This is a genomic window from Rhizobium tropici CIAT 899 (assembly GCF_000330885.1).
Lineage (GTDB): Bacteria > Pseudomonadota > Alphaproteobacteria > Rhizobiales > Rhizobiaceae > Rhizobium > Rhizobium tropici.
On sequence record NC_020059.1, the window covers coordinates 2,050,824 to 2,072,128 of the forward strand.

General features: G+C 59.2%; 18 protein-coding genes. 7 read left to right on the top strand and 11 right to left on the bottom strand.

Features of this window, described 5'->3' with window-relative positions:
- Nucleotides 1-36 precede the first annotated feature (36 nt).
- The 3 genes from RTCIAT899_RS10030 to RTCIAT899_RS10040 all read right to left on the bottom strand — a co-directional run bounded on the left by RTCIAT899_RS10030 (nucleotide 37) and on the right by RTCIAT899_RS10040 (nucleotide 4,482).
- Entirely contained in the window at nucleotides 37-1,782 is a 1,746-nt protein-coding gene (locus tag RTCIAT899_RS10030; protein ID WP_015340110.1) for an ankyrin repeat domain-containing protein, read from the bottom strand.
- Nucleotides 1,783-1,946: 164 nt separating this feature from the next.
- Nucleotides 1,947-2,771 (bottom strand): TolB family protein, encoded by an 825-nt coding sequence (locus tag RTCIAT899_RS10035; RefSeq protein WP_015340111.1) that lies wholly within the window; start codon nucleotides 2,769-2,771, stop codon nucleotides 1,947-1,949.
- A gap of 31 nt (nucleotides 2,772-2,802) precedes the next feature.
- Nucleotides 2,803-4,482, bottom strand: a complete 1,680-nt coding sequence (locus tag RTCIAT899_RS10040) for an NAD+ synthase (RefSeq protein WP_041677901.1) — start codon at nucleotides 4,480-4,482, stop codon at nucleotides 2,803-2,805.
- A gap of 139 nt (nucleotides 4,483-4,621) precedes the next feature.
- Between RTCIAT899_RS10040 and RTCIAT899_RS33690 the strand changes: the two genes are divergently transcribed.
- Entirely contained in the window at nucleotides 4,622-4,777 is a 156-nt protein-coding gene (locus RTCIAT899_RS33690) for a hypothetical protein (protein ID WP_154660794.1), read from the top strand.
- A gap of 120 nt (nucleotides 4,778-4,897) precedes the next feature.
- On the top strand, nucleotides 4,898-5,434 hold the full coding sequence (locus RTCIAT899_RS10045) for a DUF1003 domain-containing protein (RefSeq protein WP_015340114.1): 537 nt from the start codon (nucleotides 4,898-4,900) through the stop codon (nucleotides 5,432-5,434).
- 3 nt (nucleotides 5,435-5,437) lie between these two features.
- Here RTCIAT899_RS10045 and RTCIAT899_RS10050 read toward each other — a convergent pair whose 3' ends face one another.
- The 5 genes from RTCIAT899_RS10050 to rpiA form a co-directional block, all read right to left on the bottom strand.
- Nucleotides 5,438-5,863 (bottom strand): GFA family protein, encoded by a 426-nt coding sequence (locus tag RTCIAT899_RS10050; protein WP_041677902.1) that lies wholly within the window; start codon nucleotides 5,861-5,863, stop codon nucleotides 5,438-5,440.
- A gap of 157 nt (nucleotides 5,864-6,020) precedes the next feature.
- Complete coding sequence (locus RTCIAT899_RS10055) at nucleotides 6,021-7,394, bottom strand: class II 3-deoxy-7-phosphoheptulonate synthase (protein WP_015340116.1); 1,374 nt, start codon at nucleotides 7,392-7,394, stop codon at nucleotides 6,021-6,023.
- A gap of 154 nt (nucleotides 7,395-7,548) precedes the next feature.
- A complete protein-coding gene (gene gor / locus RTCIAT899_RS10060) occupies nucleotides 7,549-8,934 on the bottom strand; it encodes a glutathione-disulfide reductase (RefSeq protein WP_015340117.1) in 1,386 nt (461 codons plus the stop codon).
- A gap of 181 nt (nucleotides 8,935-9,115) precedes the next feature.
- Nucleotides 9,116-9,670, bottom strand: coding sequence for a DUF2059 domain-containing protein (locus RTCIAT899_RS10065; RefSeq protein ID WP_015340118.1), 555 nt, complete (start codon nucleotides 9,668-9,670; stop codon nucleotides 9,116-9,118).
- A gap of 13 nt (nucleotides 9,671-9,683) precedes the next feature.
- Nucleotides 9,684-10,385, bottom strand: a complete 702-nt coding sequence (gene rpiA, locus RTCIAT899_RS10070; RefSeq protein ID WP_015340119.1) for a ribose-5-phosphate isomerase RpiA — start codon at nucleotides 10,383-10,385, stop codon at nucleotides 9,684-9,686.
- Nucleotides 10,386-10,580: 195 nt separating this feature from the next.
- On the opposite strand from rpiA, the gene RTCIAT899_RS10075 reads away from it, so the two are divergent.
- Together RTCIAT899_RS10075 and RTCIAT899_RS10080 are read left to right on the top strand one after the other, a co-directional pair.
- Entirely contained in the window at nucleotides 10,581-11,255 is a 675-nt protein-coding gene (locus tag RTCIAT899_RS10075) for an HAD family hydrolase (protein WP_015340120.1), read from the top strand.
- Between the two features lie 171 nt (nucleotides 11,256-11,426).
- Entirely contained in the window at nucleotides 11,427-12,602 is a 1,176-nt protein-coding gene (locus RTCIAT899_RS10080) for a TIGR02281 family clan AA aspartic protease (RefSeq protein WP_015340121.1), read from the top strand.
- A gap of 100 nt (nucleotides 12,603-12,702) precedes the next feature.
- Here RTCIAT899_RS10080 and RTCIAT899_RS10085 read toward each other — a convergent pair whose 3' ends face one another.
- Nucleotides 12,703-14,601 carry a L,D-transpeptidase family protein gene (locus RTCIAT899_RS10085; RefSeq protein WP_041677473.1) on the bottom strand — a complete coding sequence of 633 codons (1,899 nt, stop codon included), beginning with the start codon at nucleotides 14,599-14,601 and terminating at the stop codon, nucleotides 12,703-12,705.
- Nucleotides 14,602-15,003: 402 nt separating this feature from the next.
- On the opposite strand from RTCIAT899_RS10085, the gene fumC reads away from it, so the two are divergent.
- From fumC to RTCIAT899_RS10100, 3 genes are all read left to right on the top strand, one after another.
- A complete protein-coding gene (fumC, locus tag RTCIAT899_RS10090) occupies nucleotides 15,004-16,395 on the top strand; it encodes a class II fumarate hydratase (protein ID WP_041677475.1) in 1,392 nt (463 codons plus the stop codon).
- A 352-nt stretch (nucleotides 16,396-16,747) separates the two neighbouring features.
- Nucleotides 16,748-18,355 (top strand): fumarate hydratase, encoded by a 1,608-nt coding sequence (locus tag RTCIAT899_RS10095; RefSeq protein ID WP_015340124.1) that lies wholly within the window; start codon nucleotides 16,748-16,750, stop codon nucleotides 18,353-18,355.
- Nucleotides 18,356-18,551: 196 nt separating this feature from the next.
- A complete protein-coding gene (locus RTCIAT899_RS10100; protein WP_015340125.1) occupies nucleotides 18,552-19,619 on the top strand; it encodes a GGDEF domain-containing protein in 1,068 nt (355 codons plus the stop codon).
- A 54-nt stretch (nucleotides 19,620-19,673) separates the two neighbouring features.
- On the opposite strand, the gene RTCIAT899_RS10105 is transcribed toward RTCIAT899_RS10100, so the two are convergent.
- Together RTCIAT899_RS10105 and RTCIAT899_RS10110 are read right to left on the bottom strand one after the other, a co-directional pair.
- Nucleotides 19,674-20,282: a pyridoxamine 5'-phosphate oxidase family protein gene (locus RTCIAT899_RS10105; protein ID WP_015340126.1), complete on the bottom strand. Its 609-nt coding sequence runs from the start codon at nucleotides 20,280-20,282 to the stop codon at nucleotides 19,674-19,676.
- A gap of 56 nt (nucleotides 20,283-20,338) precedes the next feature.
- Nucleotides 20,339-21,304 carry an alpha/beta hydrolase gene (locus RTCIAT899_RS10110; RefSeq protein ID WP_015340127.1) on the bottom strand — a complete coding sequence of 322 codons (966 nt, stop codon included), beginning with the start codon at nucleotides 21,302-21,304 and terminating at the stop codon, nucleotides 20,339-20,341.
- Nucleotide 21,305 lies beyond the last annotated feature (1 nt).

Genomic DNA, 21,305 nt, shown 5'->3' on the forward strand with positions numbered 1-21,305 from the left:
CGTCGGCGGATGCTCCCAATCTCCGCCTGCAGGCTTTCACGCTGTTCCTGACTTGCGCAACAGGGAAATGATGGCCTCATCGCCTGCCTCGCGCGCAAGATCGCGATAGGACCGTCCTGAGGCGTCCCTGACCGAACGATCCGCCCCCTGCGCCAGCAGGAAGCTTGCCGCGTCGCCGCGCCGATTGGCGATGGCAAAGCCGAGCGGCGTCATCCAATCGCGATCGGTGGGCTCTCCATGCGAACGGAATTTACCGAAGCGCATATTCACCTGCGCCGGATGCTTGTCGAGAATAGCCGCAAGCTGATCGATCTGGCCGAAAGCTGCCGCCGCGAAAATATCGAGCGGATAGGCTTTCAAAAACTCGACCATCTCATGCTTGCCATTATATTCGGCCCAACCGATTGGCGGCGCATGAAAAATCGGATCGCGAACAGTGGTATCGGCTCCATGCTCGATCAGCAGTTTCGCCATCTCCATATGGCCATGCAGTGCCGCCTCATGCAGCGGCGTTCGGCTCGTCATCGCGTTAGCGTCGAGACCCAGGGCCAGCATTCGGCGGACGGCTCCAAGGTCGTTTTCCCCGGCAGCGTCGTGGAGCATGGCCGGATGAGCCTTACGCATCGCCGCTGCGATATCAAGGTCGCGCCCACCTGGCATTTGCTGGAAAACTTTCTTGATTTGTTCGGCATCGATGTCGCCGGCCTTCACTTGAATATAGGCCCAATCCTCTGGCTTCAGGCGAACCGCGACAGCACCCTTTTGAATAAGGTATGCCGCCAGCTTGCTATCGCCACTTAGGCGAGCCCATTCGTAGGGCGTTCTACCATTGACAGGCTCGTGAACATCAGCGCCATGATCCACCAGCAGGCGCACCCGCTCGCCCATACGATGTTCCAGCGCCCAGGCAAGCTGATAGTCGAAAACGGTCTGCGAATTCTCGACGAACTTGCCATCCTCGCGCACGAGCCAATTGTTCTTATCCCTAGCCGACAAGCCATATTCGATCAGCAATTTCAGGCACGTATTGTCGGGTTCGAACATGCGGTTGTAGAGCGCCTGGCTGTCATTCGCCTCGGCGCCCGCATCGAGCAGCAGCCGCGCGAATGCCTCGCATTCCGAATGCTGAGGCTGACGCTCCTTCCCCGCCTCGCCTTCGCCGAAGACGCCGGTCAAGACAGTGAATCGATATTGGCCGGCATCGAGGAAGAAGGCGTTGACGTCGGCACCGCGCCGGACCAGCTCACCGGCTGCCGGCAGGCTGGAACGACCTGGCACGCGAGCATAGGCCGCGTACATCAGCGGAGTGAGATCATGCGGCCCGCCCTTGCGATCGAGAAGCTGCGGCTGGCGATCGAGCCAGCGAGCTATACGATCGGCATCGCCGAGTGCAGCAGCGACCTGAATGCTTTCGTCGGCAATCTCCGGATTGTCTTCAAGCAGTCGCAGCGCCTCATCGAAGCGTGCGGGATCGGCGGGAATATTGGCAAAATACGAGACCGTCGCCAGCGACAGGAAGCGATTGGCGAGCTGATCTGGCGGAACATGCCTGCGATCGCCGCTTTCCAGATGCGCCTTCAGCTTCGTCCAGCTGGAGAAACCGAATTCACGGGCAAGAACAAGCTGAATGTCCTGCAGCCCCACATTGGCGATATCGGCAAAATAGGGCGCAACGCGGCTGCGCGCCGAAGCATCGCCGGCTTGAAGGGCCTTGAGGAAAGACTTGGCCTGCTTTTTCAGGGAATCGAGAGTGGCGTCGACAGCCAAAGAGCGCGTGGTCACGATAGACCTCCTTCCATTTACGTCCGGTATCCGCGCCCACAGACTGAAAAGAGGTGTGGCAGTCTCACTTCATATGCATCAGGTGGGCCTAGCCCTTCCCGCGGATCGGATGCGCCCTGAGAACGCATCCAGATCTATCGCGCCGGTTGCGGTCTGTCCAGAGCTCAGGCCGGCTCATAGCGGACATAGGCGAACTCGTCCCCATCCGGTGACCAGTTCGGCACATTGATCGACCCCTGCCCGCCGAAGAGCTCGAACAGCGTCGTGATATTGCCGCCATCCATATCCATCAGCCGCATCCGCACATTGAGATCGCGCGGATGATCGAAGACGTCGGGATCGTAGGAGATCAGGACGACCTTGTCGTTTTTTGGCGACGGATGCGCGAACCAATTGCCGTAATTGTCGTCGGTCAGTTGCTGCAAGCCGGTGCCGTCGGGATGGATGCGCCAGATCTGCATGAGGCCGGTGCGGCTCGAATTGAAATAGATCCATTGCCCGTCGGCCGAATAGTCAGGTCCGTCATTGCGGCCCTCGCCATGCGTCAGTCGGGTCTCTTCGCCGCCATCGATCGAGATCGTATAGATATCGAAAACGTCGTTGCGGATGCCGCAATAGGAGAAGCGCTTCCCGTCCGGCGACCAGCCGTGCCAATAGGACGGCAGATTGGTGGTCACCTGCCTTGGCGTGCCGCCTTCTGCGGGCAGAACATAGATGCAGGATTTACCATGCTGCGTCTTGTCGGAAATCGCGATCAGCGAACCATCCGGAGAAATGCCGTGATCGTTGTTGCACTGCGTCGCAAAGCCGGTATCGACCTGGGCGATGCCGCTGCCATCCAGCGGCAGTCGGTAAAGTAGGCCGTCGCCATTCAGCAGCAGATCTCGGCCGTCAGGCGAATAGTTCGGCGCTTCGATCAGCTGGTCCGTTTGCCAGACGATCCGGTTTGCACCCGTACGGATATTATAGATCTCGACCGAGCTGCGCATGCTTCCTCTCCCTTGCCGCTGGATACCGCGATCAGCGATCGCGGAACCGGTTGGTGATCGGATAGCGACGGTCGCGACCGAAATTCTTCTTGGTGATCTTCACACCCGGTGCCGACTGGCGGCGCTTGTATTCTGCGAGATAAAGCAGGTGTTCGATACGATGTACGGTCGCGACATCATGGCCCCGGGCCACGATCTCCTCCACCGACATCTCCTTCTCCACCAGGCATTCGAGGATATCGTCAAGCACCGGATAGGGCGGCAGCGAATCCTGGTCCGTCTGGTTCGGCCTCAATTCCGCCGAAGGCGCCTTGTCGATGATGTTATGGGGAATGACCTCACCCGAGGGGCCGAGCGCACCGGGGGGCACATGCAGGTTGCGCCAGCGCGACAGCGCATAGACCTGCATCTTGTAGAGATCCTTGATCGGGTTGAAGCCGCCGTTCATATCGCCATAAAGCGTGGCGTAGCCGACCGACATTTCCGACTTGTTGCCCGTCGTCACCACCATCGAGCCGAACTTGTTGGAGATCGCCATCAGAATGGTGCCGCGAGCACGGCTCTGCAGGTTTTCCTCGGTAATGCCGCTTTCCGTGCCTTCGAAGAGATCGGACAAGGCCGAAGTGAAGCCTGTCACCGGATCTTCGATCGGCACGATATCGTAGCGGCAGCCGAGCGCCTTGGCGCAATCGGCCGCATCCTTCAATGAATCCTGCGAGGTATAGCGATAAGGCAGCATGACCGTGCGCACGCGCTCTTCGCCTAGCGCATCGACGGCAATCGCGGCGCAGATCGCCGAGTCGATACCGCCGGAAAGGCCGAGCACGACCGACTTGAAGCCGTTCTTGTTGACATAGTCGCGGAAGCCCAGCAGGCAGGCGCGATAGTCAGCCTCCTCGCCTTCCGGAATATGCGCCATTGGGCCTTCGGCGCAGTGCCAGCCATCGCCGTTCTTCTTCCAGGTCGTCACCGCAAGCGCGGTCTCGAACTGACTCATCTGGAAGGCCAGCGTCTTGTCTGCGTTGAAGCCGAAGCTCGCGCCGTCGAAAACCAACTCGTCCTGGCCGCCGAGCTGAGCGGCATAGATCATCGGTAGGCCGGTCTCGAGAACCTGCTTCAGCACGACCTGATGGCGGATATCCACCTTGCCGCGATAATAGGGCGACCCATTCGGCGACAGCAGGATTTCAGCGCCACTTTCAGCCAGCGTTTCGCAAACGCCGAGTTCACCCCAGATGTCCTCGCAGATCGGAATACCCAGCCTAACGCCGCGGAAATTGACCGGACCGGGCATGGCGCCCTGATCGAACACGCGCTTCTCGTCGAACTCGCCGTAGTTCGGCAGGTCTACCTTGTCACGGACGGCAATCACCTTCCCATCATCGAGCACGGCAATCGAATTATAGCGCCCAGTTTCATCCTGTCGGGGAAAGCCGATGATGACGCCAGGGCCGCCATCGGCCGTATCCGCGGCCAGAGCCTCGACCGCCTTCCAGCAGGCGCGGATGAAGGCCGGCTTCAGCACGAGATCTTCCGGCGGATAGCCGGAAATGAACAATTCCGTCAGCAATACGAGCTGCGCGCCTTCGCGCGCGGCTTCGGCGCGGGCGTCACGCGCCTTGGCGAGATTGCCGGAGACATCGCCGACCGTCGGATTGAGCTGCGCGACAGCGATGCGAATGGTGTTGGTAATCTGGCTTTGCTCTGTCATGCCATACATTTAGCGATGCCATCTTCCTTCCGCAACCGCCTTCCTTCCCGCACACGCATCAAAGATCACGCCACCCGCATAGGCGGTATTTTTGCTCGGAAAATACCAAGCCAGCCTTGCAAAGAAGACTTTGATCGCATTGATCATTGAATTCGCGCTGGCAGACACTCCCTTCATCGATGCCATGAATGCCGATGCCTATTACGACATAAAGGACCCGATCTTCGACATTATCATGGATGGCGCGAATGCCTGGGTGCGGCAGGTCGGATGCTCAGAACCTCGGAGCGGCTAGCATGCGCTCTGGCCGCAGCGGCAAACCGCCTCGTGATGTTTGATACCCTTCCCTCGTTGCATTTTTGCCCGTTGGTCGAATAGTTGCATTCAACGCCACTTGGACCTCGGAGCCCTCCCAATGCATAATCCTCCCAACTTCGTTCATCTCCATTTTGACAAGACAGCCGATCAGCTCGGCGATATCGAAAAGCGCGTTCTTAAAAAGGCGCACGAGCGAAAAGTCATCTCCACCGATATCAATGCAGCTATCTCGGCGGGATCGTCCAGAGGAGAGCGTCTGGCTGATGGCATTGCCCGCGTCGGCGGCTCCTGGTCCTTCATCATCGCCTTCCTGCTGTTTCTGGTCTTCTGGTGCGTCGTTAATACCATCCTCCTCACCACCAACGCCTTCGACCCCTACCCCTTCATCTTTTTGAACCTCGTCCTATCCATGCTCGCCGCGATCCAGGCGCCGATCATCATGATGTCCCAGAACCGGCAGGCAGAAAGGGACCGCTTCGAGGCGGCCAAGGATTACGAGGTCAATCTCAAATCCGAGCTGGAAGTGCTATCGCTGCACCAGAAGATTGATATGCAGGTGTTGACCGAGCTCGCGGTGGTGCGGGAGGAGCTCGCCAAGCTCAGCAAGCTCGTTATCGAAAAAGGCAGTATCTGAGGGTCAATCGGATGGGCCGGCCGTCAGCAATCCCGGTCGCCCCTGCCGATATTGCGGCAGTCCGTCGCGGACCTCATAATAGTCGCCCTTGTCGGCGCAATAGATATGATAGGCTATCTTGAGTCCGCTCGGCTGGTCGAACAGACCGGCCATGATCGATATTTCATCGGCGCTGTCGGCCACCCAGAAGAGAGCCGAGCCGCAAATCTTGCAAAAACCGCGGCGCGCGAATGTGCTGGCTCGATACCAGGTAATCGCCTCTTCTCCCTCGATGACGAGATTTTCGCGCGCGACGTTGGTTGCTGCGTAATAGAGACCAGTCTGCTTGCGGCACTGCGAACAATGGCAGGCGACGACCTCACGCAGTTTGCCGCGTGTCTTGAAACGTACGCTGCCGCAAAGGCAGGCTCCCGTGTGTTCGTCGCTCATCATTGCTCCCTCTATTTCAAGGCAGCCTTCCCGAGAACCGCATTCGGGTCAATTTCAAAGAAATGAAGCATCTTTCAACCGCGCTGATCGCTCCGGCCAAAAAGCAAACGGGCCGGTTTTCGCCGGCCCGTTCGATAGGTCATGGACGCGGCTTCACTCAGCCATGTGCGCGCATACGCTTCTCGTCACGGCCACCCTTCATCCGCTCGGCGAGCAGGAAGGCAAGCTCGAGCGCCTGGTCGGCATTGAGGCGCGGATCGCAATGCGTGTGATAGCGATCCTGAAGATCCTCGGCGCCGACGGCGCGGGCACCGCCCGTGCATTCGGTCACATCCTTGCCGGTCATCTCGATGTGGATACCGCCCGGATGCGTGCCTTCGGCACGGTGGATCTGGAAGAAGCTCTCGACTTCCGACAGGATGCGCTCGAACGGACGCGTCTTGTAGTTGTTAAGCGTGATCGTGTTGCCATGCATCGGGTCGCAAGACCAGACGACCTTGCGGCCTTCCTTCTCGACAGCGCGGATAAGGCGCGGCAGGTTGTCGGCAACCTTGTCGTGCCCAAAACGGCAGATCAGCGTCAGGCGACCGGCTTCGTTCTGCGGGTTCAGAATATCGATCAGGTTAAGCAGATCGTCCGCCTGCAGCGAAGGCCCGCACTTCAGGCCGATCGGGTTCTTGATGCCGCGGAAATACTCGACATGGGCATGATCGGCCTGGCGCGTGCGGTCACCGATCCAGAGCATGTGGCCCGAGGTCGCGTACCAGTCGCCGGTCGTGGAGTCGACGCGGGTGAAGGCTTCTTCATAGCCAAGCAGCAGCGCTTCGTGGCTGGTGAAGAAATCGGTTTCGCGCAGGCTCGCATTGCTCTCGGCGGTAATGCCGATCGCGCGCATGAAATCCATCGTCTCGCCGATGCGGTCGGCAAGCTTGCGGTAGCGTTCGCCCTGCGGGCTATCCTTGACGAAGCCGAGCATCCACTTCTGCACGTTTTCAAGGTTGGCGTAGCCGCCCATGGCAAAGGCGCGCAGCAGATTGAGCGTCGCAGCGGACTGGCGGTAAGCCATCAGCTGACGTTCCGGATTGGGGATGCGTGCGTCTTCGGTGAAATCGATACCGTTGATGATGTCGCCGCGATAGCTCGGCAGCGAGACGCCGTTCTGCGTTTCGATGTTCGAAGAGCGCGGCTTGGCGAACTGACCGGCAATACGACCAACCTTGACGACCGGCAGCTGCGCACCGAAGGTCAGCACGACGGCCATCTGCAGGAAGGCGCGGAAGAAGTCGCGGATCGTATCGGCACCATGCTCGGCGAAGCTTTCGGCGCAATCGCCGCCCTGAAGCAGGAAGCCATTGCCTTCGGCGACATTGGCAAGATGCGCCTTCAGGCGACGGGCCTCACCGGCGAAAACAAGCGGCGGATAGCTTGCAAGCTGGGCTTCGGTCTCTGCCAGCGCTGCCTTGTCCGGAAAATCCGGCACCTGCTGGATCGGTTTCTGCCGCCAACTGTTCGGTGTCCAATTCTGTGCCATCTCACTCACCTGCTTGTGCGCCCGATCTTTCTCGGGCGGCCCATCGTCGTAAATAACGCGCGCTTATAAACCTTTGCCGCCCGCTTGCAAAGGCAGGCAAACTGCTGTGCGAATCTTTTATGGTGCAGCCGATATTTGCGTGAAAACGGGGGCGTTACACGCGCTCGCCATTGCGGATGCGGTAGCTTGGCGAATACATCGTCACCAATTCTTCCGCCGCCGTCGGATGTACCGCCATGGTGCGGTCGAAATCGTCCTTGGTGCAGCCCGCCTTCAGCGTAATGCCGAGAAGCTGCGCCATCTCGCCAGCATCGTGGCCGAGAATATGGGCGCCGATCACTTTGCGGTCCGCGGCATTGACGATCAGCTTCATGATCATCTTCTCGGCTCGGCCCGAAAGCGTCGCCTTCATCGGCCGGAACTGGGCGCGATAGACTTCGAGTTCAGGATAGCGCTTGGCAGCATCCTCCTCGGTCAGGCCGACGGTACCGATCTCCGGCTGCGAGAAGACGGCCGTCGGGATGAGTTCGTGGTCCGGCCGGGTCGGATTGTCCTTGTAGACGGTCTCGATGAAGCACATGGCCTCGTGGATCGCCACAGGCGTCAGCTGCACCCGGTCGGTGACGTCGCCGAGAGCGAAGATATTCGGAACGGAAGTCCGCGAATATTCGTCGACGATAACAGCGCCCTGCTCGTCGATCGCGACGCCGGCAGCCTGAAGCCCGAGATTTTCTGTATTCGGCGTACGGCCGAGCGCCAGCATGACGGTATCGACCGTCAGGGACTTATCGCTCTTCGTCCGAACGCTGAGCCGGCCCTCTGCCTTCTCGACGTGCTCGATGATGTCATGGCAGAGAATACGGATGCCCTTCTCCTCCATGGCCTCATGCAGGCCTTTGCGCAGGTCGTGATCGAAGCGTGACAGGATCTCGGCACCACGATAGATCAGCGTCGTCTCGACTCCGAGCCCGTGGAAGATATTGGCGAACTCGACGGCAATATATCCGCCGCCGGCGATCAGGATCGATTTCGGCAGTTCCTTCAGGTGGAAGGCCTCGTTCGAGGAGATGCAAAGCTCGTGACCCGGCAGCGCCGTATGCAGGTTCGGCCGGCCGCCGGTCGCAATCACGATGGTTTCGGCCGTGATGGTCTGACCGGTCTTCAGCAGCTTGATCGTGTGAGCATCCACCAGCTCTGCGCGTGTATCGAAGATCTCCGCCTTGGCATTGTCGAGCCCCTTGCGATAGAGGCCTTCCAGGCGGGCGATTTCCTTATCCTTCGCCTCGATCAGCTTCTTCCAGTCGAAGCTGCTTTCGCCGACCGTCCAGCCGAAACCGGCCGCGTCCTCGAAGTGCTCGCTATATTGCGAGGCATAGACGAAGAGCTTCTTCGGCACGCAACCGCGAATGACGCAGGTGCCGCCATAGCGATATTCCTCGGCGATGCCGACCTTCTTGCCGAGCGATGCGGCCACGCGCGCACTGCGCACGCCGCCGGAGCCGCCGCCAATCACGAAAAGGTCGAAATCAAACGAAGGCATGGATCGCTCCTGTAGACGTCAGATGCGCGCGAAGCGCCAATGGGGGTCGCCCTCATATAGGGAGCCGGGACATAAAAAGAAAAGCCCGGAAACGATCCGGGCTTCGAATTTCAACTGCCTGCCGTACGCACCCAAAAGACAAAACGTCTCTTTCGGAGCGAATGCAGCAAAGACGCGTCGCTTACTGCTTTGGCGCCGGCTGAGCGGCCGCACCGGCATCCGGCGTAACTACCGGCTGCTTGACGACCTTCTGCAGGGCACTGTTGCTCTGCTTTGCGAGATCGCGCGAAATGCCCTGGCTCCAGATATCGGCGGCCTTGTAGAGTTCGCGGGTCGCGAGCGGACCATCCTTGAGAAGCTTCTTGCCTGCCGGCGAACCGTAGAAATCGGCGATCGCCTTCAGTTCGTCGGCCGAGAAAGCCTTGGCATAGGTGATGGCAGCTTCACGCTCCAGATCGGCACGACGTGGAGCGAGCGCGATCGCGGTGGCATCGACGGTCGAATTGATCGCATCGCCGAAATTCGGGTTTGCCTGGATCATCGTGCTCTTCAGCTGCTCGGCGAGATTAGGCAGAATATTGTCGAACTGGTTGGTAATGCCGAGAGCATTGATCGCGGCGCGGGCAGCCTTGATCTGATCCTCGGAAACTTCCTGAGCGTTGACCGAACCGAAGGCAATGCCGGAAAGAAGAATGGTTGCAACGGCAAGACGGCCAAGACCCGCAAATTTGATCATGAGATGAGTGCTCCTATGTATTGTTGGCCTGCAACGTGCGCGCACCGGCAGGGCCGGCAATGATCGCTAATGTCGCCATATGGATAAAGAGCCCGTGTTCGACAACGCCGGGAATCGAATAGAGCTCGTTCGACAGCGCCTCTGCATCAGGAATGCGGCCGAAAGATGCATCGACGATGTAATGCCCCCCGTCGGTGACAAAGAGGCTGTCACCGGAGCGGCGCATGTCGAGCGCGCCCGAGAGCCCAAGACGCGAGGCCGCCTTCTCGATGAGGATGCGGGTGGAAACGAGCCCGAACGGATTGACCTCGATAGGCAATGGATATGCGCCGAGCGTCTCGACGACCTTGCTTTCATCCGCAATGACGATCATGCGGGCTGACGATGCCGCAACGATCTTCTCGCGCAACAGCGCACCGCCGCCGCCCTTGATCAGCGTCAGCGCGCCATCCAGCTCATCGGCGCCATCGATGGTAAGGTCAAGTTCGGGAAGCTCGTCCAGGGATTTCAACGGGACGCCGAGCTCATTGCAAAGCTTGGCCGTCCTTTCGGACGTCGGAACGCCTTGGATCGAGAGGCCGGCAGCAACCTTTTCGGCGAGCAGGCGAACGAATTCCTCCGCCGTGGTGCCGGTACCGATCCCGAGCCGCATGCCGCTCTCGACATGAGCGAGCGCGGCTCTCGCAGCCTCAATCTTCATCTGGCGGGCGTCCATGCGCCACCTGCTCCCATTGTTACGTTGGTCTGCTGTTTACACGGCTCTCCAGCCAAACGAAAGCCAAAATAACGGCGTGATATAGAAATCCCCGGCCCCTTCCCGCCAAGGCATTCCGGCACTTCAGTTGCAATTGCCTACGCGATCTTTTAACTCCAAAAGACGCACTCTTTTCTCTGCAAAGGCCGATTCCTAGTGAAATCCCCCCTTGTCGTATTCGATCTCGACGGCACGCTGCTGGACACGCATGCGGACCTGATCGTCAGCCTGAACCACACGATCGCGGCGCTCGAGCTTCCCCCGGTCAGCTACGACGACGTGACACATCTCGTCGGCAACGGCGCGCAGGTCATGATCGAGCGAGCCTGCAAGCTGCACGGCTATATGCTGACATCGGAAGAATTGCCCGCCCTTCTGCAGCGCTTCATCACTCATTATTCCGAAACCATGCCAGGCGTGACACAGCCTTATCCGGGGCTGCTTGCAGCTCTCGATACGCTGAAGGGCCAAGGCTATAAGCTCGCCGTCTGCACCAACAAGATGGAATCGCTGGCGCGCACCTTGCTCGACCGGCTGAAGCTGACGCATTACTTCGAGGCCATCACCGGCGGCGACACCTTCACCGTCCGCAAGCCGAATGCCGAGCACCTGATCGGCACGGTCGAACGCGCGGGCGGCGACATCGCCCGTACGATCATGATCGGCGACAGCATCAACGACATCCTCGTCGCCCGCAATGCCGGCGTCCCCTCGATCGCCGTGCCATTCGGCTACTCCGATGTTGGCATCGAAACGCTCGGGCCGAACCGCATCATCTACCACTACGACGAACTGACGCCCGAGCTGGTCGAGGGATTGCTGGCCGCTTGACATAGCTAAGATCTCTGTTGGTTCAGCGACCTAGGTTGTGGTGGGCCTTGCGCGATTCACGCGCTTCAGCCACAACTTATCGAGGTTCTACCTTCAGTATCCGGATCGCTAGAGGGAAAGGTGCTCCGCGCGACCGAGGTGGGACGATCACTCGATAGCGGAGCGCCCCCCTTGCTCGTAGCAGATCCCGAAGACCGTAATGCCGGTAGATTGCCAAGCCGCAGAGGATGGTTTGCTCCCATTGTCCGAACGCTGATCATCTGCGGTGCACTATGCGGAGGTATATGGTTCTACATCTACGGCGACCGCATTATCGGTTACGTCGAGACGGAAACCGGAGTTGGTGCCAAACCCGATCCCGCTCTGACCGCGGTCTATGAGCATTTTGACATCGCACCTTTGCCGAACATTGTTGCAGGCAGACCTGCGATGGCAGCCGATCTCGATATGTTACGGCGAGAGCATTGTGATTGGAATGCAGTCTACAAATTCGCAGATGAGCTGACGAAGCAAGGCTATCGCCGCGAAGCGGCCAAAGTCTTCATTGCCTTCTCCGACAAGTGCAAACCGTCGAATATCGCCTTGAGCTCAGCCGCCCAAATTCTGGACGATCTCAGCGACTTCGACGAAGCGCTGAAAGTCTCGAACCAAGTGATAGCAATGTCACCGGGAATGCCTGATTTCTATTTCCAGCGTGCGCGAATTCGCCAAAATGCCAAGAAATATCGGGACGCCATCGATGACTACTATTCGGTCATCGGCCTTACCGACAATATCGCGATACTGAACAGCGCGGTATTTGAGGGAATCTCCGCCAGCTACCGCGAGCTTGGTGAATATTGCGAGGCGATCGGGCCGCTTCAGCTTTGGGTTTCTACCAATCCCGACCGCAACGACACAGCGATCGTGCGTGGGATCATTAAACTCTATGAAACCATGGGCAAATGCGCCTCAACCTACGCGACCGGCAGCGACCGATTTCCGACGCAGGGCAAGAACGTCATCCTTGCTAAGGTCTCGGTCAATGGCACAGAGGGCGTTTTCATCGTCGACACCGGAGCAAGCTTCGTGGCGGTGAGCAAAGCCTTCGCCGCGCGAGCCAAGCTGCCGGTCGACGGCAACAATGGAATATCTCTTCAAACGGCAAACGGCGTTTCTCAAGCCACACGCACAACGGCGACTACCGTGAAGGTCGGGCACGTCCAGGCTAGCGATATCACGGCCGTGGTTCTCGACGACAACGCAGCACTTGGCACGGAGGTCGACGGGCTGCTCGGTCGCTCCTTCCTCTCGCGCTTCGACGTTACCTTCGGCGGCCGGGAGTGGCGAATCGAGGCGAAGAATTGAACTGAATCGCCCGCTAGAGCCGCGTGACATTCCCGTACGACAGGCAACAAAAAGGGCGACCAATGGGCCGCCCTTTTCGTTTTTCTCCGCTGAACAGACTTTAGATCTGGGCAGTGCGTGCCTTTGAGGTCGCATCGAGCGCCTTCTGCGTGGCGGCGTCACGATCGTAGACGTCGTTGAAGTACTGGATAACGCCGTCCTTGTTCGGCCACGCGGTGAAATAGGCGATGTAGATCGGGAATTTCTGCGGCACGGCCACTGCCTTGTTCTGGCCGGTGGCGATCTGCTTGGCGATATCGTCGACCGTCGTGTTCAGCACGGCGGCGGCCATCGCGCGCGGATCGGCAAGGCGGACGCAGCCGTGGCTGAGTGCGCGCATATCCTTCTTGAAGAAGCTCTTCTGCGGCGTGTCGTGCATGTAGATCGCATGCGAGTTCGGGAAGAGGATCTTCAATTCACCGAGTGCGTTGTCGCTGCTCGGCGGCTGGCGAACCGAGATGCTCTTCGTCGAGCCGTACCAGTCGACGCTGGACGATGCGACGGCGCGGCCGCCGACTTCGACCTGATAGCCCATCCGGTCGAGATAGTTCGGATCGGAACGCAGCTTCGGCAGCATCTCGTTGATGATGATCGACTGCGGAACGCCCCAGAACGGATTGAATTCGACCGTCTGCACCTGATTTTCGAAGAAGAAGGTCTGGTGCTGCTTGCTGCCGACGACGACGCGCATCGACAGCTGCTCCTGGTTGTTATTGTAGTAATAGACCATGAAAGCCGGCTGGTTGATGAAGACATAGCGCGGGCCAAGCTCAGGCGGCAGCCAGCGCAGCTGCTCCATGGCGATGACCAGCTTCTGGATCTTCACGTCATTGTTCTCGCCGACCATGGCGCGAACGGAGGACGAGCCGATCACGCCGTCAGCCGTCAGACCCTTCTCGCGCTGGAAGTCTTCAACCAGCGACACGAGTTCGGGCGTATAGTCCGGCGTACCCAGATAGGCATCGAAAAGATCGGCATGGGCAGCCTTCAGCGCATCCGATCCGCGATGCTGGATCGCCTTGACGATGTTGACCATTTCCGGCGAGCTGCCACCTGGCTTCAGAATTCCGGTCAGCGAAATGCTGATATGGCTGCCGTCCGACCCGGATTCCGCACGCAGCTTGGCGAGTTCCGCCTTTAAGGCTTGGAATTGCTGATTGGACGGGTTGCGGCTGTTGAGATAAGCCGGAACATCCGGGCTGGCGCGCAATACATCAAGCATCGCCGTCAGATTGACATCCTTGCGCTTGAAGTCGTGATAGCCGGAAATCTTGTTCGGATCGAGACGACCGCGAACCGTATCCTGGACGAACATCAATATCTTGCTCGACAGCGCGAGCTCGAATTGCATGAGCGCGCGATCGCGCATGACCGGATCGGCGTTTTCCGCATCGGCACTAGGCAAAGTTACTGCATAATCGGCGGGATCGAGGCCGACGGAACCCGCATCGGCAAGAGCCGCCATAGCAGCCTTCGCCTTGTCGCTGACGGCATGATCGGCAACCCAGAGAAGCGGCTTGCTCTGATCGGCGTAATAGGCTTCGATCGCCTTGGCGATGTCATTGGTCGCCATGACGCGCGCATCTGCCAGATAGCGGCGCTGCGAAATCCCGGCATCGACCGCGACCGGCGAGGGAGAAGCATCTGCAACGGCACCGGTCACGACCGGGTCGGCGAAATGCGCCGTCGACACCAGGCGCATCTGGTCGGCCTTATAGGTATAATATTTCGGCGCATCGACGGTCGGGAGCGGCTGTTTCGCCCGCGGAGGCTGATCAGGATCCAGCGTCTGCACCGGATTGACAGGAACGGGAGCCGAAACCTGCGTGCTCTGCTGACGGCCCTGGCCGCCACGGATGAAATCCATGAGGGTCATGGCACTTGCAGAGGTTGCGCCTATCGAAGAAAGGCAACAGGAGAGAGCCAGGACGGATGCGGTGGCTTTGGAAGCAAGTTTCATTCTGTAATCAGTCCCTGTATCGTGCGATGACTTCGAGCTTGACGGTGCTGTTTTCAACTCGGCCGCGATGTCTTCGACATCGTATACTCACACTATGAAAACGGCGAGACCCGCCTTTCGTTCAATGCCTCAACTTCATGTGACGAAGCGATGGCGTCTTTCGCGGCTCACTCCACACAAAAATATGAAATTATTGGTTAATGCTTTATTGAATTTTCGGAGACTTTTTAAGCGGCCGAAAATGCGTGTCCGTTAATATATGCGCAGCGTGTTAAAAAGAGCACGCCGCACCGAGCAAAACATGACTAGAATAGTCATCAAATAGCGCTTTGATATTTTCATAGGGCTCTTTCGGACCTATATGAGCTGCTATCCGTCTCAATGGAAAGCAGGACCAGGAAGATGACCCCCATCCGCACCGAAACCGATACATTTGGCCCGATCGAGGTCGCCAGCGACCGTTACTGGGGCGCGCAGGCGCAACGCTCGCTCGGCAATTTCAAGATCGGCTGGGAAAAGCAGCCGCTATCGGTCGTGCGCGCCCTCGGCATCGTCAAGCAGGCGGCCGCGCGCGCCAACATGGAGCTCGGCCAGCTCGACCCGGCGCTTGGCAAGGCGATCGTCGAGGCGGCGCAGGAAGTCATCGACGGCAAGCTCAATGAGCATTTTCCGCTTGTGGTCTGGCAGACCGGCTCGGGCACGCAGTCGAACATGAACGCCAATGAGGTGATTTCGAACCGTGCGATCGAAATGCTCGGCGGCGTCATCGGCTCGAAGAAGCCGGTGCATCCGAACGACCATGTGAACATGAGCCAATCGTCGAACGACACCTATCCCACGGCCATGCACATCGCCTGCGCCGAGCAGATCGCCCATCACCTGCTGCCGGCTCTGCGGCATTTGCATGCTGCTTTGGAAAAGAAGGTCGCCGACTTCGCCCATATCATCAAGATCGGGCGCACTCATACGCAGGATGCAACGCCGCTGACGCTCGGCCAGGAATTCTCCGGCTATGCCGCGCAGGTCGCCTCCTCGATCAAGCGCATCGAGCTGACGCTGCCTGGCCTTTGCGAACTCGCCCAGGGCGGCACCGCGGTCGGAACCGGGCTCAACGCGCCGATCGGCTTTGCCGAAAAGGTCGCCGACGAGATCGCCAAAATCACTGGCCTGTCCTTCGTGACTGCCCCGAACAAGTTCGAAGCGCTGGCCGCGCATGACTCGATGGTCTTCAGCCACGGCGCCATCAATGCCGCAGCGGCAGCCCTCTTCAAAATTGCCAACGATATCCGCTTACTCGGTTCCGGCCCGCGCGCCGGTCTCGGCGAACTGGCGCTGCCGGAAAACGAACCGGGCTCGTCGATCATGCCGGGCAAGGTCAACCCGACCCAGTGCGAGGCGCTGACGCAGGTCTGCATTCAAGTCTTCGGCAACAATGCCGCGCTGACCTTTGCCGGCAGCCAGGGCCATTTCGAGCTCAACGTCTACAATCCGATGATGGCCTACAATTTCCTGCAGTCGGTGCAGTTGCTCGGCGATGCCGCCGTCTCCTTCACGGATAATTGCGTCGTCGGCATCGAAGCGCGCGAGGACAACCTCAAGGCTGGCCTGGAGCGCTCCCTGATGCTGGTCACCGCACTGGCTCCGAAGATCGGCTACGACAACGCCGCCAAGATCGCCAAGACGGCGCACAAGAATGGCACGACCCTGAAGGAAGAAGCGCTGGCAAGCGGATTGGTGTCTTCGGAAGAATATGACGCCATCGTCCGCCCGGAAACGATGATCGGCCCGAAGTAGATCCCGGTTTGAGATGATCAGGCACATTCGCGTCTGACGTAACGGTCTCCCTGGCCCCTCACCCTAGCCCTCTCCCCGCAGGCGGGGAGAGGGAGTTTACCGCGTTAAACAGTGAATCCCCCTTGGCGGAACAGCATTGTCTTTGCACGGTCATCCCCTCTCCCCGCATGAGCGGGGAGAGGGCTAGGGTGAGGGGCCGGGCACAAGATCTCAACGTCAAAAGATCCACCCGACCTGCGCATCTCCCATTTTTGAGATTTCAACTTATCAGCCAAACAATTGCTTTTGCCTCAAGCCGGATTTAGATCGTTTCCAAACATCTTCCCCGCCATCCGGCTTGAAAGGTTTCCACATGGCTGACGATCTATTTCCCCTCGGCGACGACACGACCCCTTACCGCAAGATTTCGGGCGACTATGTTTCCGTCGACACCTTCAAGGGCCAGGAAATCCTGACCGTCGATCCAGAGGGCATCCGTCTTCTTGCCGAAACGGCTTTTGCCGACATCAACCATCTGCTGCGCCCCGGCCACCTGAAGCAGCTGGCATCGATCCTGGAAGACCCTGAAGCGACCGATAACGACCGCTTCGTCGCCTACGATCTGCTGAAGAATGCCAATATTGCCGCCGGCGGCGTGCTGCCCATGTGCCAGGATACCGGCACCGCCATCATCATGGGCAAGAAAGGCCGCCGCGTCTGGACCGAAGGCGGCGACAGCGCAGCGCTCGCCAAGGGCGTGCTCGACGCCTACGAGAAGAAGAATCTGCGCTACTCGCAACTCGCACCGATCAAGATGTTCGAAGAAAAGAATACCAAGAACAATTTGCCCGCACAGATCGATATCTATGAGGAAGGCACCGACGCCTACGAGTTCCTCTTCGTCGCGAAGGGCGGCGGCTCGGCCAACAAGACGTTCCTCTATCAGGGTACGCCGTCGCTGCTGACCCACGACCGCATGCTGGACTTCCTGAAAGAGAAGATCCTGACGCTCGGCACGGCGGCCTGTCCGCCCTACCATCTCGCGATCGTCATCGGCGGCACCTCGGCCGAGATGAACCTGAAGACGGTCAAGCTCGCCTCGACGCGGTATCTCGACTGTCTTCCCACGGAAGGTTCCGAAAGCGGACATGCCTTCCGGGATATCGAAATGGAGAAGGAAATCCATAAGCTCACGCAGAGCCTCGGCGTCGGCGCCCAGTTCGGCGGCAAGTATTTCTGCCATGATGTCCGCGTCATCCGCCTGCCCCGTCATGGTGCATCGCTGCCGATCGGCCTCGGCGTCTCCTGTTCCGCCGACCGCCAGGCGAAAGGCAAGATCACGCGCGACGGCATCTTTATCGAGCAGCTCGAGACCGACCCGTCCAAGTACATGCCGGAGATCGATGAAGCCAAGCTCTCGGAATCCATGATCCGCGTCGACCTCAACCGGCCGATGGCGGACATCCTGGCAGAACTGTCCGCACATCCCGTCAAGACGCGCCTGTCGCTTACCGGCACCATCATCGTCGCGCGCGACCTTGCCCATGCCAAGATCCGCGAACGCCTGGAAAAAGGCGAAGGCATGCCGGAATACCTGAAGAACCATCCGGTCTATTATGCCGGCCCGGCAAAGACGCCGGCCGGCTATGCCTCCGGTTCGTTCGGCCCGACGACCGCGGGCCGCATGGACAGTTACGTCGACCAGTTCCAATCCTTCGGCGGCTCCATGGTCATGCTCGCCAAGGGCAACCGCTCGCGTACCGTGCGGGAAGCCTGCAAGACATATGGTGGCTTCTACCTCGGTTCGATCGGCGGGCCGGCTGCCCGCCTTGCCCAGGATTGCATCAAGAAGGTGGAGGTACTCGAATATCCGGAACTTGGCATGGAAGCGGTCTGGAAGATCGAGGTCGAAGATTTTCCCGCCTTCATTGTCATTGACGACAAGGGCAATGATTTCTTCCAGGAACTTAACCTTGGATAGAATAGCTGTTTTGAATTGAGCATATCAAAAGGGGCGCATCGGCGCCCCTTTCTGTAAAACCCTCTTCAATTGTATTATTTTTGAATAAAACCATAGTGACCGAGGATTATTCATAATCACATTCTTAATATTTTCTCAAAGAATCTTTGCATAGATAAAGAAGAGATTTAACAAATACATGTTACGGAGCTCATCGATGAGTACCGCGATTGCGCCGAAGGCGCAGATTCCCGACGTGGCAGGGCAAATTACCTACGCCATGCGATCCATGGGGGTCGCACCTATTCCGCGCAATTACGAACTTTTCTACGAAGCTTATATCGGCTCCAATCCCACTCTTACGCGTGAACTGGCAGCTCTGGGCAAAAACGCCACCCAGGAGGAGCTGGACGCGATCGGCGCCAAGTATTTTCCGCATCATGCGGCTCGTGTCTTCGATGAAGCGCATACCCGCCTCGCCTCCGAACTCGATGCCGTCCTGCGCGCCCTGCGTCAGGAACAGACAACACTCGAAAGCTATAACCGCCTGCTCGGCGAAACCAGTGAAAGCATAAGCTCCAGAAGCCACAACAGCGCCGAACTGCTGCGTAGCGCCATTGACATGCTCGCCACAGCAACAGGCGATACGATGGCTCACGGTGAAAAGACCGTCGAGCATGTCGTGGAGCGCAGCCAGGAAATGGATCTGGTCCGCAAGGAGCTGGACGAATACAAGCGCATCGCCAACACCGATTCGCTAACCCGGCTTTCCAACCGCCGCGCCTTCGAGGACCGGCTGATCTGCATCTTCGACAACCAGCTTACCCGGCCGACGACCGCTCTGGTTCTTGCCGATATCGATCACTTCAAGCGAGTCAACGACACGTTCGGCCACCCGGTCGGCGACAAGATTCTCGCCACCGTCGCCTCCATCATCCGCGCCAATGTACGTCGCGACGTTTTCGTCGCCCGCGTCGGAGGCGAGGAATTCGCTCTCATTCTGGAAGCCACCAGCATCGAGGAAGTCACGACGGTTTGCGAGCGGATCCGTCGCACCCTGGAGGCGACGCCGTTCAAGAATTCGCGCACGAGAGTTGACTATGGTCCGATCACCCTCTCCCTCGGCATCTGTATGGCTTCGGAAGCAGCCGATTCCGGGGAACTATATAACAAGGCCGATCTGGCGCTTTACTGCGCCAAGAATGCCGGCCGCAATTGCAGCAGCGTCTATCAAGATGGCATGCAGAAGGATTTCACCAAAAGTTGGCTCATCTACAAGAATTAGAAGCGAAGCCAACCAACCTCCGGCGCTGCTTTCCCGGGCATGCCGGCGGCTTGCTCACCAGAGTGTCTTGGCTGCCCGTACGGGCGCCTCGCGATCATAAGTCTCCTGATCGAAATCGGCCTTCGCCGCCTTCAGCATCATACCCGGCGATGGCAGGCTTGCCGGATCGACGAACCGTTCCGCATTCCACAGCTCGGCCCGCATAATCGCGCGCGCACACTGGAAATAGACTTCCCCGATCGTAATCACGACAACGCAGCGCGGATGCTTGCCATCCATCTCGAAACTGTCGAGCAAGGCGGGGTCGATCGAGACGGCTGCCCGACCATTGAGCCGCATCGTCGTATTCGATCCCGGGATGAGAAATATCAGCGCTATGCGCGGGTCGCGCACGATATTCGCAAGAGAGTCGACGCGGTTGTTGCCGCGCCAATCCGGCAGATGCAGGGTCTTCTCATCCTCCACGCGAACGACTCCACCCAAGTCGCCACGCGGTGAGCAATCAAGCCCCTCAGGCCCGACCGTTGCCAGCGCCATGAAGGGCGATGCTTCGATCATTTGGCGATAGAGCGGTGTCAGGGCGCTCGTGACCTTGGTGATCGACGCCTCGCCGGCGTCGCCATAGAGCTGCTTCAGTTCCTCGACGGATGTGACGATGTGCATGCGGCCTCACGCTTCTCTGTGGCGTTCCACTCGGATCCGGGGCGGCGCAGGCATTATTATGACGAGCGACGCAGCGGAGTTCGGTAGAACGATAACACTGTCCCGTCATGATTTTCGAGCGGATTTTCCTTCTGGATATCTTCGGTAAGAAAGTCCTGGATGGCGTCGAACACGGGTGCGGCGCTGACGATTCGCCGATGCCCGAAGCCGTTGGCCCAGAAGAGACGGACATGCGGACCCTCGGCCGCATAGCCGCGCGCATGATCGGCGCTCACCTCCTTGTCATCCTCGGCATGGATGACGAGAACAGGCCGGCTCGGGTCCAGCCGGCCATGCTTCTGGTCATAGGAAACAAGCGTCCTGCCCGTTATCAGGCGAACCTCGTCTTCCAGGGCCGCCTGGGTCGCAGGTCCGAGCCGCATCAGTCGGCCGAAATCCTTGAACAGCCAGCCCATGGCGCTCGGCGCACCGATCAACACAAGCTTGCCCGGACGAAGCGGCTCGATATCGGGCAGAAAGCCCGCGGATGCCAGTGCCAGGGCTGCCCCACCAAAGGAGTGTCCGATCGCGGCATCGAAGGCTCCGAAGCGCGCCGACGCCGCCGCGATAGCGCAAACGGCCAAACGCACATTCAGGAACCGACCGGCCGATCGCCCATGGCCAGGCAGATCGAGCGAGATCACTTCTGCCCCACTATCGGCAACGAATGCAGCGAGTTCGGACATGTATTCACTGCTGGAGCCCCAGCCATGTACGACGAGATAGCGCCTGCGCGGTCCCTTGGCGCCGCCATTGAAACGGTAAGCCATGGCGCGGCCGCCGGAAAACGGCAGCATCACCTGCTCTGCCGCGAGAAGACGCTGCCTGCCTTCCATATGCGCCGCCTTGGCCCTCGAGGCGCGCGGACGACGCGATGGCGTCAGACAGAAAAGCCGGAAAGCCGCCTTGCCGGCGAGCCGTGGAGACAGCCTTTCGAGACCGGCGAGACCCGACCGGGTGACCTTGAGCGCAAAGGATGGCATA